The sequence below is a fragment of the Mesorhizobium sp. LNHC252B00 genome (assembly GCF_000502955.1).
Lineage (GTDB): Bacteria > Pseudomonadota > Alphaproteobacteria > Rhizobiales > Rhizobiaceae > Mesorhizobium.
In genome coordinates, this window is the sequence record NZ_AYWO01000029.1 from 1 (window position 1) to 17,858 (window position 17,858).

Genomic DNA, 17,858 nt, shown 5'->3' on the forward strand with positions numbered 1-17,858 from the left:
CACAAACGACTCAAGGCACGATGGGCCGATCAAAACCTGCTTAGCCTCTTTACTCATATGCGATAGCCCTGCCCTCGTGGGGGGAGATTGGCTAGTCATCTGGCCCTACACGCCGCCGTCATAAACGACTAGTTTGAACCCATGAACCAGCACGCCAACCTCAGAATCGGCCATTCGGCCTGCCCGCATGATTGCCCGTCGACCTGCGCGCTCGAAGTCGAACTGCTCGACGGCAACCGCATCGGCCGCGTCCATGGCTCCAAGTCCAACAGCTATACGGCCGGTGTCGTCTGCGCCAAGGTCGCGCGCTATGCCGACCGCGTCCATCATCCCGACCGGCTTCTGAAGCCGCTGATCCGCGCCGGTGCCAAGGGCGATGGCGCCTGGAAGGAAGCGAGCTGGGAAGCCGCGCTCGATCTGGTCGCCGAGAAGTTCATCGCATCTGAGGAAAAATTCGGCTCGGAGACGGTCTGGCCTTATTACTATGCCGGCACGATGGGACTGGTGCAGCGCGACGGCATCGACCGGCTGCGCCATGCCAAGAAATATTCCGGCTTCTTCGGTTCGATCTGCACCAATCTGGCCTGGACCGGCTGGATGATGGGGGCAGGCGCGCTGCGTGGTCCCGATCCGCGCGAGATGGCGAAATCCGACTGCGTGGTGATCTGGGGCACCAATGCGGTGGTGACCCAAGTCAACGTCATGACCCACGCCATCAAGGCGCGCAAGGAGCGCGGCGCGAAGATCGTCGTCATAGATGTCTACGAGAACGCGACGATGAAGCAGGCCGATCTCGGCCTGGTGCTGAAGCCAGGCACCGATGGCGCGCTGGCCTGCGCGATCATGCATGTGCTGTTCCGCGACGGCCTCGCTGACCGCGCCTATCTCGAAAGATACACCGACGACCCGAAAGGGCTTGAGGCCCATCTGCGGACGCGCACGCCGGAGTGGGCGGCTGATATCACAGGTTTGACGGTCGCCGAGATCGAGGCCTTCGCCCGGATAGTCGGCACGACCAAGAAAACCTATTTCCGCCTCGGCTACGGTTTTGCGCGCCAGCGCAATGGCGCCGTCAACATGCATGCCGCATCTTGCATCGCGGCTGTCACCGGCAGCTGGCAATATGAGGGCGGCGGCGCCTTCCACTCCAATTCCGGCATCTTCAAGCTCAACCAGGACGTGCTTGAAGGCACGAAGATGCGCGACCCCTCGATCCGTCATCTCGACCATTCACGCATCGGCCCGGTGTTGACCGGCGCCAGCGATGCGCTTTATGGCGGCCCGCCGGTAACGGCCATGCTGATCCAGAACACCAATCCAGTTAATGTCGCGCCCGAGCAGCGGCTGGTGAAGCAGGGCTTCCTGCGCGACGACCTGTTCACCTGCGTGCATGAGCAATTCATGACCGACACGGCCAAGCTCGCCGATGTCGTGCTGCCGGCGACGATGTTTCTGGAACATGACGACGTCTACAAGGGCGGCGGCAACCAGCACATCACGCTTGGCCCCAAATTGATCGAGCCACCGGCAGGGCCGCACACCAACCATTACGTCATCGAGGAGTTGGCTGAGCGCCTCGGGGTCGCCGACCGTCCGGGTTTCGGTCTCACCGAGCAGCAGCATATCGATATCATCCTGGGCAAGCGCGGGCTGGGCAGCTTCGACAGCTTGAAGCAAGACAAATGGGTCGACCTGCAGCCGGATTTCGACACCGCGCATTTCATCAAGGGGTTTGGCCATGCCGATGGAAAATTCCGCTTCCGCGCCGACTGGACCGGGCAGGCGGCACCCAACCGGCCGCCGAAAAGCATGGGCCTGTTCGGCCCAGTGGCGCGGCTGCCGGAATTTCCCGACCATGTCGACTTGATCGAGGTCGCCGACGAGGCGCATCCGTTCCGGCTGGCGACGTCGCCGGCGCGCAACTTCCTCAACTCTACATTCTCGGAGACGCCGGTGTCGAAGGCCAGGGAAGGCCGGCCGGAACTCTTGTTGCATCCCGACGACGCCGCGGAACATGGGCTGGCCGACGGCGACCGCGTCGAAGTCGGTAATCAGCGTGGCGAAGTCGTGCTGCACGCAAAACTCTTCGACGGCATCAAGCGAGGCGTGGTCATCGCCGAAGGCATTTGGCCAAACAGCGCGCACGAGCGTGGCGAGGGTATCAACGTGCTGACAGGCGCCGATGCGCCGGCACCCTATGGCGGTGCTGCCTTCCACGACAACAAGGTCTGGCTGCGCGCGGCAGGCTGAGAACTCAGTTCCTCACGCGCCAAATCATACCGGCAGGATTTCGGCAGCCTTCCTTCGGTTTCGTCGCTAGCTGATGTCGTCGGCGATCTGCTCTGCCTCGATCGAGATTTCGCGCAGCAGTCCGGTGACCGGATTGTGAAAGCCGATGAGATAAAGGCCGAGCTCCGAAGCCCTCGCATTGACGCCGCTGCGGCCCGGCTGGATGCCCGGCTGCAACAATCTGGCATAGCCCGGCCGGAAGCCTGTGGCGAAGATGATCGCATCGAACTCGCAATGCTTGCCGTCGGCAAAACGGGCGCCTTGGTTGTTGGTACGCTTTTAACGAAGACAATCCCCCGATGACGCTGGGGAAAGACTCAGCTAACTTCTGCTGCGCGGCGGACCTCATCATCCGCTTGGCCGGCGCTCCCTTCCTCCCAAGCGGCGCCGGCCTTCTTCTTCAAGAGCCTGCCGAACTGGAGCGCGAGCTGATGACGACCTCAGCTCCGAGGCCACAGGCGGCGGCATGAGGCAGGACACGAATTTCGCTACGCCAAGTTCCTTCGAGAACGCATCGGGAAGCGCCAGCGAAGCCATCGCCGCCTTCGATGCTTGACCGCGCGTGGATGATCGGCAGGGAACCAAATGCCGTCTCCTCGGTTGGTCCTGCTCCAAAGGAGTGTTGCAACCATGTTTCGTCTGCTTGTTGCCGGCGCCTTGGCCTATGTCGCCTATCGCATCGTCAGGAAGATGGTCGAAGACGTGCCCAATACAGTCGACCCGCTGCTGTTGCCGCCGTTGAAATATGATCGCGAGACCTTGCGCCGACAGCCAGCCGCCATGGGCGTCGATCCCCAGCGCTAGCGGTGACACGTTTCCTCGCTCCGCTAGGCTATGTCTGCTTCGCATCAACGTTGCGAACAAAGCAGAAACGATGCTTGATGGGCGATGAACCTCGCCACTGCTGATTCGACCTTCCGGGAACCGACCGTCCAGCCTGCCTATCTCGCCCGGCTGAACGATGCCCAACGCCTGGCCGTCGAGCATGGCGACGGCAAGATCGCCGGCCCGCTGCTGGTCATCGCCGGCGCCGGTTCGGGCAAGACCAACACGCTGGCCCATCGCGTCGCTCATCTGATCGTCAAGGGTGCCGACCCGCGCCGCATCCTGCTGATGACCTTCTCGCGCCGCGCCGCGTCCGAAATGGCCAAGCGCGTCGAACGCATTGCCGGCGAAGTGCTCGGCCGCGATGCCGCGGTCATCACCGATGCGCTGACCTGGGCCGGCACCTTTCACGGCATCGGTGCGCGGCTGCTACGCGACTATGCGCTGGAGATCGGCCTCGATCCGGCCTTCACCATCCATGACCGCGAGGACTCCGCCGACCTGATGAATCTGGTCCGCCACGAACTGGGTTTCTCGAAGACGGAAGCGCGTTTCCCCACCAAGGGCACCTGCCTCGCCATCTATTCCCGTGCCGTCAATGCGCAGGCGCCGCTCAACGAGGTGTTGGGGTCTGCCTTTCCCTGGTGCGCCGGCTGGGCGGAGCAACTGAAGCAATTGTTCGCCGGCTATGTCGAGGCCAAGCAGGCGCAGAACGTGCTCGATTATGACGATTTGCTGCTCTACTGGGCGCAGATGGCGGCCGAGCCTGAAATAGCGGCGCATCTGAGCGGACGTTTCGACCATGTGCTGGTCGATGAGTATCAGGACACCAACCGCTTGCAGTCCTCGATCCTGCTGGCGCTGAAACCCGACGGCGCCGGGCTGACTGTGGTGGGCGACGATGCCCAGTCGATCTATTCGTTCCGTGCCGCCGAGGTGCGCAACATCCTCGACTTCCCCAAACAGTTCGCGCAGGCCGCCGACGTGGTGATGCTGGAGCGCAACTACCGCTCGACCGAAACCATTCTCGCCGCAGCCAATGCCGTGATCGGCGAGGCCTCGGAGCGCTTCACCAAGAATCTATGGTCGGAGCGCAAGTCGACCGACAGACCGAGGCTGGTGACCGTGCGCGACGAGGTCGAGCAGGCCAATTTCGTCTGCGATACGATCCTGGCCGAGCGCGAGGCCGGCACCGCGTTGAAATCCCAGGCGGTGCTGTTTCGCACCTCGCATCACAGCGGGCCGCTGGAAATCGAGCTGACCCGTCGCAACATTCCCTTCGTCAAGTTCGGCGGCCTGAAGTTCCTCGATGCCGCTCACGTCAAGGACGTGCTGGCGGTGTTGCGCTTTGCCGAAAACCCGCGTGACCGCGTCGCCGGCTTCCGCGTGCTGCAACTGATGCCGGGCATCGGCCCTTCGGCCGCCGCGCAGATAGTCGAGACGATGACGACGGCGCTCGACGAAGCGATGGGCCTGGCCGGTTGGCGCCCGCCGCAACGCGCGGCTGATGACTGGCCGGGCTTCGTCTCGCTCTATTCCGGCCTGCGGGCCGGCGCCAAATGGCCGGCCGATCTCGAACAGATCAGGCTGTGGTACGAGCCCCATCTGGAGCGCATCCACGAAGATGCGACGACCAGGCGCGCCGACCTGTTGCAGCTTGAGCAGATCGGATCGGGCTATGTCTCGCGCGAACGCTTTCTCACCGAACTGACGCTCGACCCGCCCGACGCGACCAGCGACCAGGCCGGCCCACCGCATCGCGACGAGGACTATCTGATCCTCTCGACCATCCATTCGGCGAAGGGTCAGGAATGGAAGAATGTCTTCGTCCTCAACACCGTTGACGGCTGCATTCCGGCCGATCTCGGCGTCGGCACCAAGGAAGATATCGACGAGGAGCGCCGGCTGCTCTACGTGGCGATGACGCGGGCCAAGGACAATCTCAACCTGGTCATGCCGCAACGCTTCTTTCCGCACGGCCAGGCGGCGCGCGGCGACCGCCATCTCTATGCCTCGCGCACGCGCTTCATCCCGGCTTCGATCCTTGCGGCGTTCCAGCAAATGTCGTGGCCGAGCGCGCAGGCAGCGCAGGGCAGGGCAGCCCGGCCGGAGGTGCGCGTCGACATCGGCGCGCGCATGCGCGGAATGTGGAAATAGTCTCAGGGGGTCGGCGCGATGTCGCAACCACCGATCAAGGTCGCCGTCGCGGGTGCGCTCGGCCGCATGGGGCGCCAGATGGCGGATGCCGTCCGGGCCGATGCGCGGCTGGCGCTTGCTGCCCGCTTCCATCGGCCTGGCATCGTCGGCGAAGGTCTGGTGAGCCGCGACGAGGCGCTTGCCAAGGCCGATGTGGTGATCGATTTCACCACGCCGAAGGCATCGGCCGACCTGGCCAGGTTTTGCGCCGAGCGCGGTGGTCCAGCCCTGGTCATTGGCTCGACGGGTTTCGATGCCGCTGAATTGGCTGCTATCGCCGATGCCTCGAAAACCATCGCAATCGTGCGTTCCGGCAGCTTCTCGCTAGGGCTCAACATGCTCCTCGGATTGGTCGAGCAGGCGGCGAAGGCGCTCGATCCCGACGACTGGGATGTCGAGATCGTCGAGGCGCATCATCGCCACAAGATTGATGCGCCGTCGGGGACGGCGCTGATGCTCGGGCAAGCCGCCGCCGGCGGGCGTGGCATCGACCTGGAAACGGTCGCAAGGCGGGTCCGCAATGGCGACGTCGGCGCACGGCCGGTCGGCGAGATCGGCTTTGCTGTGATGCGCGGCGGCAGTATCATTGGCGAACACAGCGTCGGCTTCTGCGCCGAGGGCGAGACCGTGACCCTGTCGCATGCGGCCGGCGACCGTGTCATGTTCGCGCGCGGCGCCATCGCCGCCGCACTCTGGGTGGCGGGGCGCCCACCCGGCGAATATGACATGCGCGACGTGCTGGGACTGGGCGCCCCGGCACGGCATTGCGGCTGATCTTTTTCGCCCAGTGGCTGAAAGCCAGCTGAAAGCTTGGGCGTGCCATGACAGGGTCGCGGTGTCACCGCATGACCGGTCCTCAAGCGGCCGGCGAGGAGGAGAATGCGGCGCAGCTTCACGGCGCGTCGCCCAAGTGGAGGAAGTTTCGTGACCGGTTTCATCTCGAAGTGCGCCTTGCGCACAGCGGCGCTAACCCTTGTCATCGCTGCGGCAGGCGCCACGGCGGCATCGGCGGCCGACAAGATCACCATCATCGTCGGCGGCATGGAAAAACAGATCTATCTGCCGGCCGTACTCACCCAGCAGCTCGGCTACTTCAAGGACCAGGGACTCGATGTCGAACTGGTCAATTCGCGCGCCGGCGTCGAGGCCGAGAATGAATTGCTGGCAGGCGCCGTTCAGGGCGTCGTCGGCTTTTACGACCACACCGTCGACCTGCAGTCGAAGGGCAAATACATCCAGTCGATCGTCCAGTTCAGCCAGGCGCCGGGCGAGGTCGAGCTGGTCTCCGCCAAGCATCCCGAAATCAAATCGCCGGCCGACTTCAAGGGCGCCACGCTCGGCGTCACCGGCCTCGGCTCGTCGACCGATTTCCTCAGTCAGTATCTGGCCGTGCGCAACGGGCTGAAGCCCGGCGACTATACGCTGCTGCCAGTCGGCGCCGGCAACACCTTCATTGCCGCCGTCAAACAGGATCAGATCCAGGCCGGCATGACCACCGAGCCGACGATTGGCCGATTGCTGAAGACCGGTGAGGCCAGTGTCCTGGTCGACATGCGTACCCCTGAAAAGACCAAGGAAGCGCTGGGCGGCCCCTATCCGGCGGCGTCCTTCTACGTCCAGTCCGCCTGGCTCGAAGACCACAAGGATGAGGCACAGAAACTCGCCAATGCCTTCGTCATGACGATGAAGTTCATCGCAACGCATTCGGCCGAGGAGATCGCCGACAAGATGCCGAAGGACTACTACGCTGGCAACAGGGACCTCTACGTGCAGGGGCTGGCCGGCGGCAAGGCGATGTTCACGCCGGACGGCCGCATGCCGGCCGACGGCCCGCCAACCGTGCTCAAGGTCCTCTCGACATTCTCCAAGAGTCTGCAGGGCAAGCAGATCGACCTGTCGAAGACCTATACGACGACGTTCGTCGACGCTGCCAAGTAGCGTCGCCCGACGGGCACTGCTTCCCGTCTCCGCTCGTTGAAGAACAACGGTTTGCGCCGCTTGCTTGAATCTAGCCGGCAGCGGCACGGCCTTGCCAGACCACCAGGAGACCCGCGGCCGCGCTGTGGGCTCCCTTGCCCGATTGCGACAGGAGTGTGCCATGCAACTGCAACCCATGGCGGCCGAGAAGCTGTCTCAGGCCGCACTGCCAGCCGATGCGGCGATCGCCATCGACGACGTGACGTTGCGCTTCGTCACGCCGGACGGCCACATGATGACGGCGATCCGCGATTTCACCATGACGGTGGCGCGCGGCGAATTCGCTTGCGTCGTCGGGCCGACCGGCTGCGGCAAGTCGACGACGCTCAATCTCGTCACCGGGCTGCTGCGGCCGACGACAGGCAATGTCCGTGTCATGGGCAGCCCCGTCACCGATATCAGCCGCGACATCGGCTTCGTCTTCCAGGCTGACGCGCTGTTTCCCTGGCGCAGTGTCATCGACAATGTCGCCGCCGGCCCGCTCTATCGCGGCATGCCAAAGGCGCAGGCCTATGAACTGGCGCGTGACTGGATCGCCCGTGTCGGCCTCGGCCGCTTCGAAAAGCACTATCCGCACCAGCTGTCCGGCGGCATGCGCAAGCGCGTCGCGCTTGCTCAGACCTTCATCAACCAGCCCAAGATCCTGCTGATGGACGAGCCGTTCAGCGCGCTCGACATGCAGACGCGCACCGCCATGCAGGACGAGCTGCTGGGTCTGTGGTCGCAGCAGAAGTCTTCCGTCGTGTTCGTCACTCACGACCTGGAGGAGGCAGTGGCACTGGCCGACAAGGTTTATGTGCTGACGGCCGGGCCGGGCACGGTCAAGAGCGTCTACCGCATCGACCTGCCGCGTCCGCGCGTCATGGCCGACATTCGCTACGACCCGAAATTCGTCGAGATCGCCAAGGTGATCTGGAACGACCTGCGCGAGGAAGTGCAACTCGGCCAGAGCCGCACCTTGCAAACCGGCCATTAAAGCGGGTCGCCGACCCGCTCTAATGGTTTTGTTTTTCGCAATTCCGGACGGAAAACCGCTTGGCGCTTTTCCTGGAATTGCTCTGAGAGGAGACGCTGCCATGACCGCCATATCTCCCACCACTTCCCAAGCCGCCGTCCGCGATGCCTCCATTGCCGTTGCCGAAGGCCGGGCGAAGGCGCGGCTCCGCCGCCGGCATGCGTTGGTCATCGGCCTACGCCTGGCTATCCTGGTCGTCTTCCTCGGCCTATGGGAACTCGGTGCCGACCACAACATCATCGATCCGTTCTTCTTCGCCAGCCCGTCCGGTATCTGGGACCAGATCTGGGTGTGGGTCACCGAGGGCACGTCGCAAGGTCCGCTCTGGGTGCAAATCTATGTGACACTCGAGGAAACCTTCCTCGGCTTCGTCATCGGCGCCGTCGGAGGCATCGCCGCGGGCATCATCCTCGGCCGCAACCGGCTGCTGGCGGACGTCTTTTCGATCTACATCAAGATCGCCAACTCGGTGCCGCGCGTCGTGCTGGGCTCGGTGTTCATCATCGCGCTCGGCCTCGGCATGGCCTCCAAGGTGGCGCTCGCCGTGGTAATGGTGTTCTTCGTCGTTTTCGCCAACGCCTTCCAGGGCGTGCGCGAGGCCGACCGGGCGATGATCGCCAACGCCCAGATCCTCGGCGCTTCGCCATTCCAGATCACCCGCACCGTCATCATCCCGTCGGCGATGAGCTGGATCCTGGCCAGCCTGCATGTCAGCTTCGGCTTTGCCCTGGTCGGCGCGGTGGTCGGCGAATTCCTCGGCGCCAAGCAAGGCATGGGCCTGCTGATCTCCACGGCGCAGGGCGCCTTCAACGCCAATGGTGTCTTTGCCGCCATGATCATCCTGGCGGTGATGGCGCTGGTGGTGGAGTTCATCATCACCCGCTTCGAGAACTACGTCGTCAAATGGCGGCCGGCGCCGTTCAACGAGCAGGGGACCTGATCCACTTCGGCATGCGATCAGGCCAAAGGCAATCTTACCTCAACCACCAGGCCACCGGTCGCGCCATCTCCAAGGGTGACGCGTCCGCCGGCATTTTCGATGACCTCGCGCACGATGGCGAGGCCAAGCCCGCTGCCTTCCTCCGTCGAACCGGCAATGCGGTAGAAGCGTTCGAACACATGGTCTCGCTCTTCCGCCGGAATGCCGGGCCCATCATCGGCGACCGTCAGCACGGCTTCGCCGTCTGTGGCCGCCAGTCTCACCGTGACGCTGCCGCCGGCTGCCGAATAGCGAAGCGCATTGTCGACAAGATTGACGATCATCTCGCGCAGCATGGTGCCGTCGCCGATGACCGGTACGGGGCCAGCCTCCTCGAAGCCGAGATCGATCCTGCGAGCGATTGCGGCCGGCGCCTGGGTTTCCAGCACGTGCCGGGCGGCGTCGGTCAGGTCGATGCGGTCGGCGCGCGGCCGCCGGCTACCGGGTTCGGCTCGCGATAAGGTCAGCAACTGTTCGGCCAGCCGCGCCAGCTTGCCGGAGCTTGCCTGCAGCGCCACCAGGGCTTCCTGGCGCGCCTCCGTAGCACTTTCGCGAAGCGCGTAGCTTGCCTGTGTCGACAGCAGCGCCAGCGGTGTGCGCAACTGGTGCGCCGCATTGGCGATGAAGCGGCGTTGCGCCGCCATCTGCGCGCGTACCCGCTCCATGTAGGCGTTCAACGCATCGATCAGCGGCTGAATCTCGCTTTGCGCCCCCGGCACTTCGATCGGATCAAGCTTGCTGCGGCCTGGCGAGCGCACTGCGTCGCGCAGCCGGATCAGCGGCGCCAGACCGCGACGCAGCCCGAGCAGCACGAAGATGCCGGCAATGGCCACCAGCGCCAGTTGCTGGGCAAAGGCGCTCAGCCACAGCCGTTTCACCATCGCATCATGCCCGGCCGGCGTGACACCAACGGTGACGGATATTGGAGAGTCAGTGCCGGCGCCGACCACCGCATGACTGAATGTCAGCAGCCGCAGCGCGTGGTCTCGATAGACCGCTTCCATGCTGCGCTGCCTCGGACCCTTGGGCAGGTCTGGGTAGCCAGTCAGCAAACGCCCGCCAGCCGTCTCGACACGATAATAGACGCTGTCGCGATCGCCGGTGTCGAACATCTCGATCGCCGCCGGCGGCACCGTGGCGTCGAGCACGCCGTCGACGATGGCGACCTGCTCGGCGATGGCACGTGCGGAACCCAACAGCATCCGGTCCGTGACCAGATCGGCGGTCGCCTGCGCGCCGCGGTGGCTGGTCCACAGGTTGATGGTGGCGAGCCCGGCGAGCGGCAACACCACCCAGGCCAGCAACTGCAAACGGAGGCTGCTAGTCCTCATGGCGCCAAATCGTCATGGCGCAAGAGATAGCCGAGGCCACGCAAGGTGGCGATCTGGACACGAGATCCTTCGAGCTTCTTGCGTACACGGTGCACATAGATCTCGATGGCGCTGGGGTCGGCGTCGGTCTCGAAATCATAGATCGCGGCCGACAACGCCGCCTTGCTCACTGTGCGTCCGGCCTTGACCATCAATTGCTCCAACACTGCGTGTTCGCGCGGCGTCAGCGCCAACGTCTCGCCAGCGAGTGAAAACAGGCGGGTATTGGTGTCGAAGACGAGATCGCCGCAGGCAACGACGGGCGCGGTGCGGTCATTGGCGCGGCGCAGCTGCACGCGGATGCGTGCTTCGAGCTCCTCGATCTGGAAGGGCTTGGCCAGATAGTCGTCGGCGCCTTCATTAAGACCCTTGACCCGGCCGTCGAGGCTGGCATTGGCGGTCAGCACGATCACCGGCACTCGGTTGCCGCGCGCCCGCAGCATGCGCAGCACTTCCAGCCCACCCATGCGCGGCAGCGCCAAGTCCAGGATGACAAGCGCGTGGTCGCCGGCGGCCAGCGCGTGCTCGACATCCTCGCCGTCATGAACGATGTCGACGACATAATTCGCCTGACGCAGAGTCTTGCCCAGCCAGTCAGCCAGTTCGCGATTGTCCTCGACGAGCAGCAGCCGCATTTCTATCGCTTTCCTGGAAAGCAGGTCACCCGGAATTCCGCCCGTTCTTCGACCGGCACAGCCAAGGTCGCGTCCGATTGATGGTCGTGCACAAGCGATAATATCGATCTGACGCCAAGGCAAATGCACGGCCGACGGGCACCGTGAACCTCAGCCTCCGAACCGACAGATTGGAAGCCGTGAAAACACAGCCGGCTGTCATCCGGCGTAGGTCAGGCCACACAATTGGAACCCTTTCGGCGCTCGGAAGAGAAAGCTTGAACCAGTCGATCCAGACAAATCGAACCGATCGGTTCGTTTTCCGTTGACGGACCGTGCAGCCCTTGGTGAACGACCGGCTCGGTGCACGGTCGCGCCCGCGGTGGTGATGTATATTAACTACTTGATTTTGAACGATAAAATTATGATTGCCAAGGCCATTTGTCGAATTTCAAGGGCCGAAATCTCACAATCTTTGGAACATCTTCGTGATTGGAATCCGCGGCAGGGCAAACCCATCTCGGGGAGGTCCGAGCGACGCGAAATTCCTCCCAAGGGCACGCACTAGACGGACAGAACAGAGAACCATTGGAGTAAATAAAATGACCAAGATCGCACTCACCGCCGCCGCCATTCTCGTTGCCACGGGCACCGCCTTCGCCGGCAGCGACAATTACGGCTCCTACAATGCCAACCAGCCGGTTCCCAATCAGTCGACTTCGAGCCAGTCGATTTCGGGCCAGTCGACTTTCAACATCGACACCTCGCACACCGGCTCGATCCTGAAGCCCTCGAAGGCACAGGGCGACGCCAACGCTAAGGTGCCGGCTGAGTCTGGCCGGGGCATCTGGGGCCGCTAATCCAGGCAAGTCTTGACTACCAAGTCTTGACTACAAAGAGCGGTGGGCTTGGCCCGCCGCTCTTGTTTTTTGCGCAGAGTAGCACCAGCCGGGGGCGCTGGCCCAAGCGGCCAATCTTCGCTGTCGGCAACAAACAGTTCTCGGCCAAAAATAAAATTGGATTGGCTGGGGTCCGCTGCATGGCAGGCTCGGTCTGCCGCGCCTGGATTCTAGCCCAGATCCTTCGGCCGCAGACAATGTGTCAGCCGGGCGCAAGACAAGGCCGACCAGTCGCCCTCGAAAACGAAGCGCACGAGGGCCGCTGTCGGGAATTTTTCCTCGAGCTTCTTGCGCGCCTTGGCCTCCGATCCTGGCCCGGCAAGCTGGTTGGCCAGATCTTCCAGACCCGGATTGTGTCCCACCACGAGCAAGCTGCCGTCCGACGGATCGACCTGACGAATCTGGCTTAGAATATCCGCCGCTGAAGCGTCGTAGAGCGCCTTGGCGAATGCGACCTTGGGATGCGCAGGCAGTTCCGCCGCCACCAGCCGCCAGGTGTCGCGGGTGCGCAATGCCGGCGACACCAGCGCCAGTTCCGGCAGCCAGTCGCGCGCCGCAAGCTCACGCCCCATCAAATGTGCTGCCTTCAATCCGCGATCGGTGAGTGGACGGTCGAAATCATCGAGTGCCGGATCGTCCCAGCTCGATTTGGCGTGGCGAAGCAGGAGAAGCTGTTTCATCGCCACGCTCTCGACACTCACGGCGTGATGCGCGCCAGATGCTCGAGGTCAGCTTCCTCGCGCAGCGGGTCGGGGGCCATCACCACCGAGGTGCTGTTGTCGGCATCGTCGGCAAAGTGGGCAAGCACGGTGCGGCCGGCCTCCATGCGCGCCTTGCCCTCGGCGACCAGCCCCAGCGCCAGCGGATAGAGCCGGTGCTCGGTCTTCAGCACGCGGGCAGCCAGTGTATCCGCAGTGTCACCGATCATCACCGGCACGGCAGCCTGGGCGATGATCGGGCCGTCATCCATCTCGGAGGTGACGAAATGCACGGTGCAGCCATGGATGCGTATGCCGGCGGCGAGTGCACGCGCATGGGTGTCGAGCCCCTTGAATGCAGGCAGCAGGGCAGGATGGATGTTGATCATGCGGCCCTGCCATTTCTGGACGAAGCCGGGGGTAAGGATGCGCATGTAGCCGGCCAGCGCCACGATCTCGGCGTTGAATGCCGCGAGCGCTGCGTCGATGGCGGCGTCATGCGCCTGCTTGCTGCCATGATCGGCACGCGGAATGACCTGCGTGGCGATGCCGCGCGCCCTGGCGATGCCGAGGCCGGCAGCGTCGGCCTTGTCGGAAATGACGCCGACGATCTCGGCCGGGAAGGCCGGGTCGCTGGCTGCCGCTATCAGCGCGGTCATGTTGGAGCCGCGCCCCGAGATCAGGACGACGGTGCGTTTCCTCTGCGCGCTCATAGGCCGATCGAGCCCCGATAGATGACGCCGGCATCTCGGCGCGGCACGATGCGGCCGATCGGCGTCACCGTCTCGCCGGCCTCCTGCAGCACGGCGGCGACCTGCGCCGCCTGGCCGGACGCGACCGCCAAAATCATGCCGATGCCGCAATTGAAGGTGCGCATCATCTCTTCCGGCGCCACGCCGCCGGTCCTGGCCAGCCACGAGAACACTGGAGGGACGTCGATCGCCTCGAGGTCGAGCTCGGCCGAAAAATCCTTGGGCAGCACGCGCGGAATGTTTTCCGGGAAGCCGCCGCCGGTGATGTGCGCGAGCGCCTTGATGCCATGCGTGTTGCGAATAGCCTTGAGGATCGATTTGACGTAGATGCGGGTCGGCTCAAGCAGCGCCTCTGCAAGCGTGGCCTCGTCGTTGAATGGCGCCGGATCGCCCCACGCCAGGCCGCTGACGGCGACGATGCGGCGCACCAGCGAATATCCATTCGAATGCAGGCCCGAGGAAGCCAGGCCCAGCAGCACGTCACCTTCGACGATGTCGTCGGTGGGCAAGAGCTGGCCGCGTTCTGCCGCGCCCACCGCAAAGCCGGCAAGGTCGTAGTCGTTGCCGTGATACATGCCGGGCATCTCGGCCGTCTCGCCGCCGATCAGCGCGCAGCCGGCCTGGCGGCAGCCCTCGGCAATGCCGCCGACGATCGCGGCACCCTGGTCGGGATCGAGCTTGCCGGTGGCGAAATAGTCGAGGAAGAACAGCGGCTCGGCACCCTGCACGACGATGTCGTTGACGCACATGGCGACGAGATCGATACCGATCGTATCGTGCTTGCCGGCATCGATGGCGATCTTGAGCTTGGTGCCGACGCCGTCATTGGCGGACACCAGCACCGGATCGATAAAGCCGGCGGCCTTGAGGTCGAACAGGCCGCCAAAACCGCCGATCTCGCCATCGGCGCCCGGCCGGCGCGTCGCCCGCACCAGCGGCTTGATCTTCTCGACCATGAGATTGCCCGCGTCGATATCGACGCCGGCCTCTGCATAGGTGAGCCCGTTGGTGAGCCCGTTCCTGCGCTTGCTCGTTTTGGGCTGGCCCGTTTTGGGCTGGCTTGTGTAGCGCTTGCTCATCGCAATTTTCCTGCTCGTTTGCGGGCTCTTCGCATGAACGGCTGCGCCTCGCAAGGATGACGACGGAATGGTTGGCTTTTGCCCCCGATAAAAGCGAGGCGATGGCGCCCTTGTGCAAAATCTCCTCCGCCCTCGTTTCTCATCGGAGGCAAAACCTCGCGTCTCCATTTCGCCTCACCCCTTTGCATCCTTGTAAGTAGTTGTTGTTGGTGCTCTGTTGCCAGTCATCAGGCATCGGGGAACAGGCCATGCTCAATCCTTCGCAACAGATCATGAGGCTAGGCCTCGGATTCGCCGTGTCACAGGCGCTGCGCGTCATTATCGAACTCGGCATCCCCGATCTCCTGGCTGCCAGCGAGCGGTCGGTAGATGAACTGGCGGCTGCCACTCAATCGGATGCTGACTCGCTTTATCGTGTAATGCGACTTCTCGCGCCTGAAGGGGTGTTTAGCGAAGTGCTGCCCCGTCATTTCGAGTTGACGGAGGTTGGTGCGGTGCTGCGCTCCGATCGGCCGGGTCCCCGTGACTTCATCCGTATGATCAACAGCGAAGCCTATCTTGCCTTCGAACAGCTCCTGCATTCTGTTCGCACCGGAAAGCCGGCCTTCGACAAGGTTTTCGGGAGCCCAAGGTTTGACTGGCTGTCGGAACATCCGGAGCAGGCTGCCTTGTTTCAGCGTGCCATGGTCGCCTTGAGCCAAGGCAGTAACGAGGCCGTTGCCGAAGCCTATGATTTCAAGCCGTTCACGCGGATCGTCGACGTTGGCGGCGGACATGGCCAGCTTCTCTCGGCGATCCTGGCGCGCAACCCTCACCTGGACGGCGTGCTTTTCGATCTGCCTTCGGGCGTCGCGGCAGCACGCCAGGGTGCCGGAGGCGACCTGCCGCGCACCGAATTTGTCGCCGGTAATTTCTTTGAAAGCGTTCCCACCGGTGACGTCTACATCATCAAGAAGGTCGTTCACGATTGGGATGATGGGCGTGCCGCGGAGATCCTGCGAAATTGCCGCAAGGCAATGCTGCCGAACGGGAAGGTGCTTGTGGCCGAGACGCTCGTGCCGCCAGGTGACGAACCGAACCAGATCAAGGGTATCGACGTGGTCATGCTCGCCGTCACTGGCGGCCTGGAGAGAACGCGGACCCAATATGCAAGCTTGTTCGACGCCGCCGGGCTACGCCTTGAACGAGTGATTCAGACCCGAGGACCCATTTCCATCCTCGAGGCGTCTGCGGTCTGATCAAGCAAAGTGTCGCCGCACCTTTTCCGTGAAGGTTAGGGACATCGCATACCCGAGACTGTCGAGATGGCCGACCGGCAGGGCGCAGGGGTGGTTCACACACAGACCTTTGCCATGTCTGGCGCGCTGCTCCCTTGCGATCCTCCTCCGTCTCCATCATGTATCAGAAGCAAACCCGGCAGGCACGCTTTGACCATCCCCAATCTGATCACCATCCTGCGCTTTGTTCTGGTGCCGGCGGTGGTGCTGGCAATGCTGCAGGCAAGCTGGGACTGGGCCTTTGCCGGGTTTCTCGTTGCCGGCATTTCCGACGGCGTCGACGGTTTTATCGCCCGCCGGTTCAACCAGCAGTCAAGGCTCGGCGCCTATCTCGACCCGATGGCCGACAAGCTGCTGCTGGTTTCGGTCTTCGTCGTCATGGGCTTTATCGGGCAATTGCCGCTGTGGCTGGTCATCACCATGGTGTCGCGCGATGCGTTGATCGTCTGCGCGGTCCTATTGTCCTCCGTCATGGCTCATCCGGTCGAGATGAAGCCGCTTTTCGTGTCGAAGGCCAACACCGCCATCCAGATCGTGCTGGCCTCGGTGGTGCTCGGCGAACTTGCCCTGTCGGTTCACCTCGACCCGCTAAGGCCAGTCCTCATATTGCTGTCCGGGGTCTTGACCGTGGCTTCGGCCGCGGCCTATCTCGTGGCTTGGCTGAGGCATATGAGCGGCTATGGCGAAGGCTCCAAACCGGACACCTGACCAGGAATCAATCGAAGCGGCCGCCGAGGCTGCGGCGGCAGGCGAAACTGCGTCTCTGGCGTTTCGCCGCCAGATCCGCTTCTGGTTGATCAGCGCCGTCCTGCTGGCGGTCTTCCTCTACGTCTTCTCAGGCATCCTTTTGCCGTTCGTCGCCGGCATGGTCCTGGCCTACTTCCTCGATCCGGTCGCTGACCGGCTGCAGCGCCTCGGCCTGTCGCGCTTCATGGCGACGGTGGTCATCCTCATCGCCTTCCTCATCGTGCTGGTGCTGGCCTTCGTCATCCTTATTCCGGTGCTGGCGACGCAGATGGCCGATTTCGCCGGCAAATTGCCGGAATACCTGACCCGGCTGCAGAGCCTGATCACGTCTTTCGATCCGAAATGGCTGGAACAGAAATTCGGTGTCAACGCCAATGGCCTGCGTGACGGGCTGAATTCGCTGCTGACCTCCGGCTTCGGCCTGCTCACCACGGTCTTCACCTCGATATGGAGTTCCGGCGTGGCGCTGGTTTCGGTGGTCAGCCTGTTCGTGGTGACGCCGGTGGTCGCCTTCTACATGCTGCTCGACTGGGATCGCATGGTGGCGGTCATCGACAGCTGGGTGCCGCGCGACAATGTCGCGACGGTGCGCGCCATCGCCAAGGACATCAACACCGCCACCGCCGGCTTCGTGCGCGGCCAGGGCACGCTGTGCCTGGTGCTGGGCGCCATGTATGCCACCGGGTTGACGCTGACCGGGCTGAATTTCGGCATTCTCATCGGCCTGTTCGCCGGGCTGATCTCCTTCATTCCCTATGTCGGTTCGCTCACCGGACTGGTGCTCGCCGTCGGCGTAGCCTTCGTCCAGTTCTGGCCGGACTGGACGATGATCGTCGCCGTCGCGGTGGTGTTCTTCATCGGCCAGTTCATCGAAGGCAACATCCTGCAGCCGCGACTGGTCGGCAAAAGCGTCGGCCTGCATCCGGTGTGGTTGATGTTTTCGCTGTTTGCGTTCGGCGCGCTGTTCGGCTTCGTCGGCTTGTTGATCGCGGTGCCGGCTTCTGCTGCCGTTGCCGTGCTGGTGCGGTTTGCCATCGCCCGCTATCTCGAATCGCCGCTTTACAAGGGCCACGGCGCGGCGCCTGTGCCGCAGCTTCCGGAAGATCGCGGCGGCGGCCACCGCACGCAACCGCGTCGCTGA

General features: G+C 63.5%; 17 protein-coding genes. 11 read left to right on the top strand and 6 right to left on the bottom strand.

Annotation, left to right across the window (positions count from 1 at the left end):
- Positions 1-141 precede the first annotated feature (141 nt).
- Positions 142-2,250, top strand: coding sequence for a molybdopterin oxidoreductase family protein (locus X744_RS144860; RefSeq protein ID WP_023761916.1), 2,109 nt, complete (start codon positions 142-144; stop codon positions 2,248-2,250).
- A 66-nt stretch (positions 2,251-2,316) separates the two neighbouring features.
- On the opposite strand, the gene X744_RS1000000176310 is transcribed toward X744_RS144860, so the two are convergent.
- Positions 2,317-2,469 (bottom strand): hypothetical protein, encoded by a 153-nt coding sequence (locus X744_RS1000000176310; RefSeq protein WP_023761917.1) that lies wholly within the window; start codon positions 2,467-2,469, stop codon positions 2,317-2,319.
- Between the two features lie 450 nt (positions 2,470-2,919).
- On the opposite strand from X744_RS1000000176310, the gene X744_RS1000000172590 reads away from it, so the two are divergent.
- The 6 genes from X744_RS1000000172590 (at position 2,920) to X744_RS144835 (ending at position 9,242) form a co-directional block, all read left to right on the top strand.
- Positions 2,920-3,093, top strand: a complete 174-nt coding sequence (locus X744_RS1000000172590; protein WP_023761919.1) for a hypothetical protein — start codon at positions 2,920-2,922, stop codon at positions 3,091-3,093.
- Positions 3,094-3,177: 84 nt separating this feature from the next.
- Positions 3,178-5,271: an ATP-dependent helicase gene (locus X744_RS144855; protein WP_023761920.1), complete on the top strand. Its 2,094-nt coding sequence runs from the start codon at positions 3,178-3,180 to the stop codon at positions 5,269-5,271.
- A gap of 18 nt (positions 5,272-5,289) precedes the next feature.
- Positions 5,290-6,084, top strand: a complete 795-nt coding sequence (gene dapB, locus X744_RS144850) for a 4-hydroxy-tetrahydrodipicolinate reductase (RefSeq protein ID WP_023761921.1) — start codon at positions 5,290-5,292, stop codon at positions 6,082-6,084.
- Positions 6,085-6,234: 150 nt separating this feature from the next.
- Positions 6,235-7,248 (top strand): ABC transporter substrate-binding protein, encoded by a 1,014-nt coding sequence (locus X744_RS144845; RefSeq protein WP_023761922.1) that lies wholly within the window; start codon positions 6,235-6,237, stop codon positions 7,246-7,248.
- A gap of 160 nt (positions 7,249-7,408) precedes the next feature.
- The gene (locus X744_RS144840; protein WP_023761923.1) at positions 7,409-8,263 is read left to right on the top strand and encodes an ABC transporter ATP-binding protein; all 855 of its coding nucleotides are present in this window, start codon (positions 7,409-7,411) and stop codon (positions 8,261-8,263) included.
- Positions 8,264-8,363: 100 nt separating this feature from the next.
- Positions 8,364-9,242 carry an ABC transporter permease gene (locus tag X744_RS144835; protein WP_023761924.1) on the top strand — a complete coding sequence of 293 codons (879 nt, stop codon included), beginning with the start codon at positions 8,364-8,366 and terminating at the stop codon, positions 9,240-9,242.
- A gap of 17 nt (positions 9,243-9,259) precedes the next feature.
- Here X744_RS144835 and X744_RS144830 read toward each other — a convergent pair whose 3' ends face one another.
- A complete protein-coding gene (locus tag X744_RS144830) occupies positions 9,260-10,612 on the bottom strand; it encodes a sensor histidine kinase (RefSeq protein ID WP_023761925.1) in 1,353 nt (450 codons plus the stop codon).
- Complete coding sequence (locus X744_RS144825) at positions 10,609-11,286, bottom strand: response regulator (protein WP_023761926.1); 678 nt, start codon at positions 11,284-11,286, stop codon at positions 10,609-10,611. The genes X744_RS144830 and X744_RS144825 overlap by 4 nt, the downstream gene beginning before the upstream one ends.
- 581 nt (positions 11,287-11,867) lie before the next feature.
- On the opposite strand from X744_RS144825, the gene X744_RS144820 reads away from it, so the two are divergent.
- Complete coding sequence (locus X744_RS144820) at positions 11,868-12,125, top strand: DUF680 domain-containing protein (protein WP_023761927.1); 258 nt, start codon at positions 11,868-11,870, stop codon at positions 12,123-12,125.
- 209 nt (positions 12,126-12,334) lie between these two features.
- Here the strand turns inward: X744_RS144820 and X744_RS144815 are convergent, their stop codons facing one another.
- Genes X744_RS144815 through purM form a run of 3 tightly spaced genes read right to left on the bottom strand, consistent with a single transcriptional unit; the run spans position 12,335 to position 14,693 of the window.
- Positions 12,335-12,844 (bottom strand): histidine phosphatase family protein, encoded by a 510-nt coding sequence (locus tag X744_RS144815; RefSeq protein WP_023761928.1) that lies wholly within the window; start codon positions 12,842-12,844, stop codon positions 12,335-12,337.
- Positions 12,845-12,861: 17 nt separating this feature from the next.
- Entirely contained in the window at positions 12,862-13,575 is a 714-nt protein-coding gene (gene purN / locus X744_RS144810) for a phosphoribosylglycinamide formyltransferase (protein WP_023761929.1), read from the bottom strand.
- Complete coding sequence (gene purM / locus X744_RS144805) at positions 13,572-14,693, bottom strand: phosphoribosylformylglycinamidine cyclo-ligase (protein ID WP_031260959.1); 1,122 nt, start codon at positions 14,691-14,693, stop codon at positions 13,572-13,574. Before purM ends, purN begins: the two co-directional genes overlap by 4 nt.
- A gap of 296 nt (positions 14,694-14,989) precedes the next feature.
- On the opposite strand from purM, the gene X744_RS144800 reads away from it, so the two are divergent.
- The 3 genes from X744_RS144800 to X744_RS144790 all read left to right on the top strand — a co-directional run bounded on the left by X744_RS144800 (position 14,990) and on the right by X744_RS144790 (position 17,858).
- Positions 14,990-15,931, top strand: a complete 942-nt coding sequence (locus X744_RS144800) for a methyltransferase (RefSeq protein ID WP_245266822.1) — start codon at positions 14,990-14,992, stop codon at positions 15,929-15,931.
- A gap of 189 nt (positions 15,932-16,120) precedes the next feature.
- Positions 16,121-16,678, top strand: a complete 558-nt coding sequence (locus tag X744_RS144795; RefSeq protein ID WP_023761932.1) for a CDP-alcohol phosphatidyltransferase family protein — start codon at positions 16,121-16,123, stop codon at positions 16,676-16,678.
- Entirely contained in the window at positions 16,650-17,858 is a 1,209-nt protein-coding gene (locus X744_RS144790; RefSeq protein WP_023761933.1) for an AI-2E family transporter, read from the top strand. Before X744_RS144795 ends, X744_RS144790 begins: the two co-directional genes overlap by 29 nt.

Excerpts from the sequence above, each read along its gene's own strand:
- purN (WP_023761929.1), bottom strand. The coding sequence starts at position 13,575 with ATGAGCGCGCAGAGGAAACGCACCGTCGTCCTGATCTCGGGGCGCGGC.
- X744_RS144840 (WP_023761923.1), top strand. The coding sequence starts at position 7,409 with ATGCAACTGCAACCCATGGCGGCCGAGAAGCTGTCTCAGGCCGCACTG.
- X744_RS144815 (WP_023761928.1), bottom strand. The coding sequence starts at position 12,844 with ATGAAACAGCTTCTCCTGCTTCGCCACGCCAAATCGAGCTGGGACGAT.
- X744_RS144825 (WP_023761926.1), bottom strand. The coding sequence starts at position 11,286 with ATGCGGCTGCTGCTCGTCGAGGACAATCGCGAACTGGCTGACTGGCTG.
- X744_RS144855 (WP_023761920.1), top strand. The coding sequence starts at position 3,178 with ATGAACCTCGCCACTGCTGATTCGACCTTCCGGGAACCGACCGTCCAG.
- X744_RS144830 (WP_023761925.1), bottom strand. The coding sequence starts at position 10,612 with ATGAGGACTAGCAGCCTCCGTTTGCAGTTGCTGGCCTGGGTGGTGTTG.
- X744_RS144835 (WP_023761924.1), top strand. The coding sequence starts at position 8,364 with ATGACCGCCATATCTCCCACCACTTCCCAAGCCGCCGTCCGCGATGCC.
- purM (WP_031260959.1), bottom strand. The coding sequence starts at position 14,693 with ATGAGCAAGCGCTACACAAGCCAGCCCAAAACGGGCCAGCCCAAAACG.
- X744_RS144790 (WP_023761933.1), top strand. The coding sequence starts at position 16,650 with ATGGCGAAGGCTCCAAACCGGACACCTGACCAGGAATCAATCGAAGCG.
- dapB (WP_023761921.1), top strand. The coding sequence starts at position 5,290 with ATGTCGCAACCACCGATCAAGGTCGCCGTCGCGGGTGCGCTCGGCCGC.
- X744_RS144820 (WP_023761927.1), top strand. The coding sequence starts at position 11,868 with ATGACCAAGATCGCACTCACCGCCGCCGCCATTCTCGTTGCCACGGGC.
- X744_RS1000000172590 (WP_023761919.1), top strand. The coding sequence starts at position 2,920 with ATGTTTCGTCTGCTTGTTGCCGGCGCCTTGGCCTATGTCGCCTATCGC.
- X744_RS144860 (WP_023761916.1), top strand. The coding sequence starts at position 142 with ATGAACCAGCACGCCAACCTCAGAATCGGCCATTCGGCCTGCCCGCAT.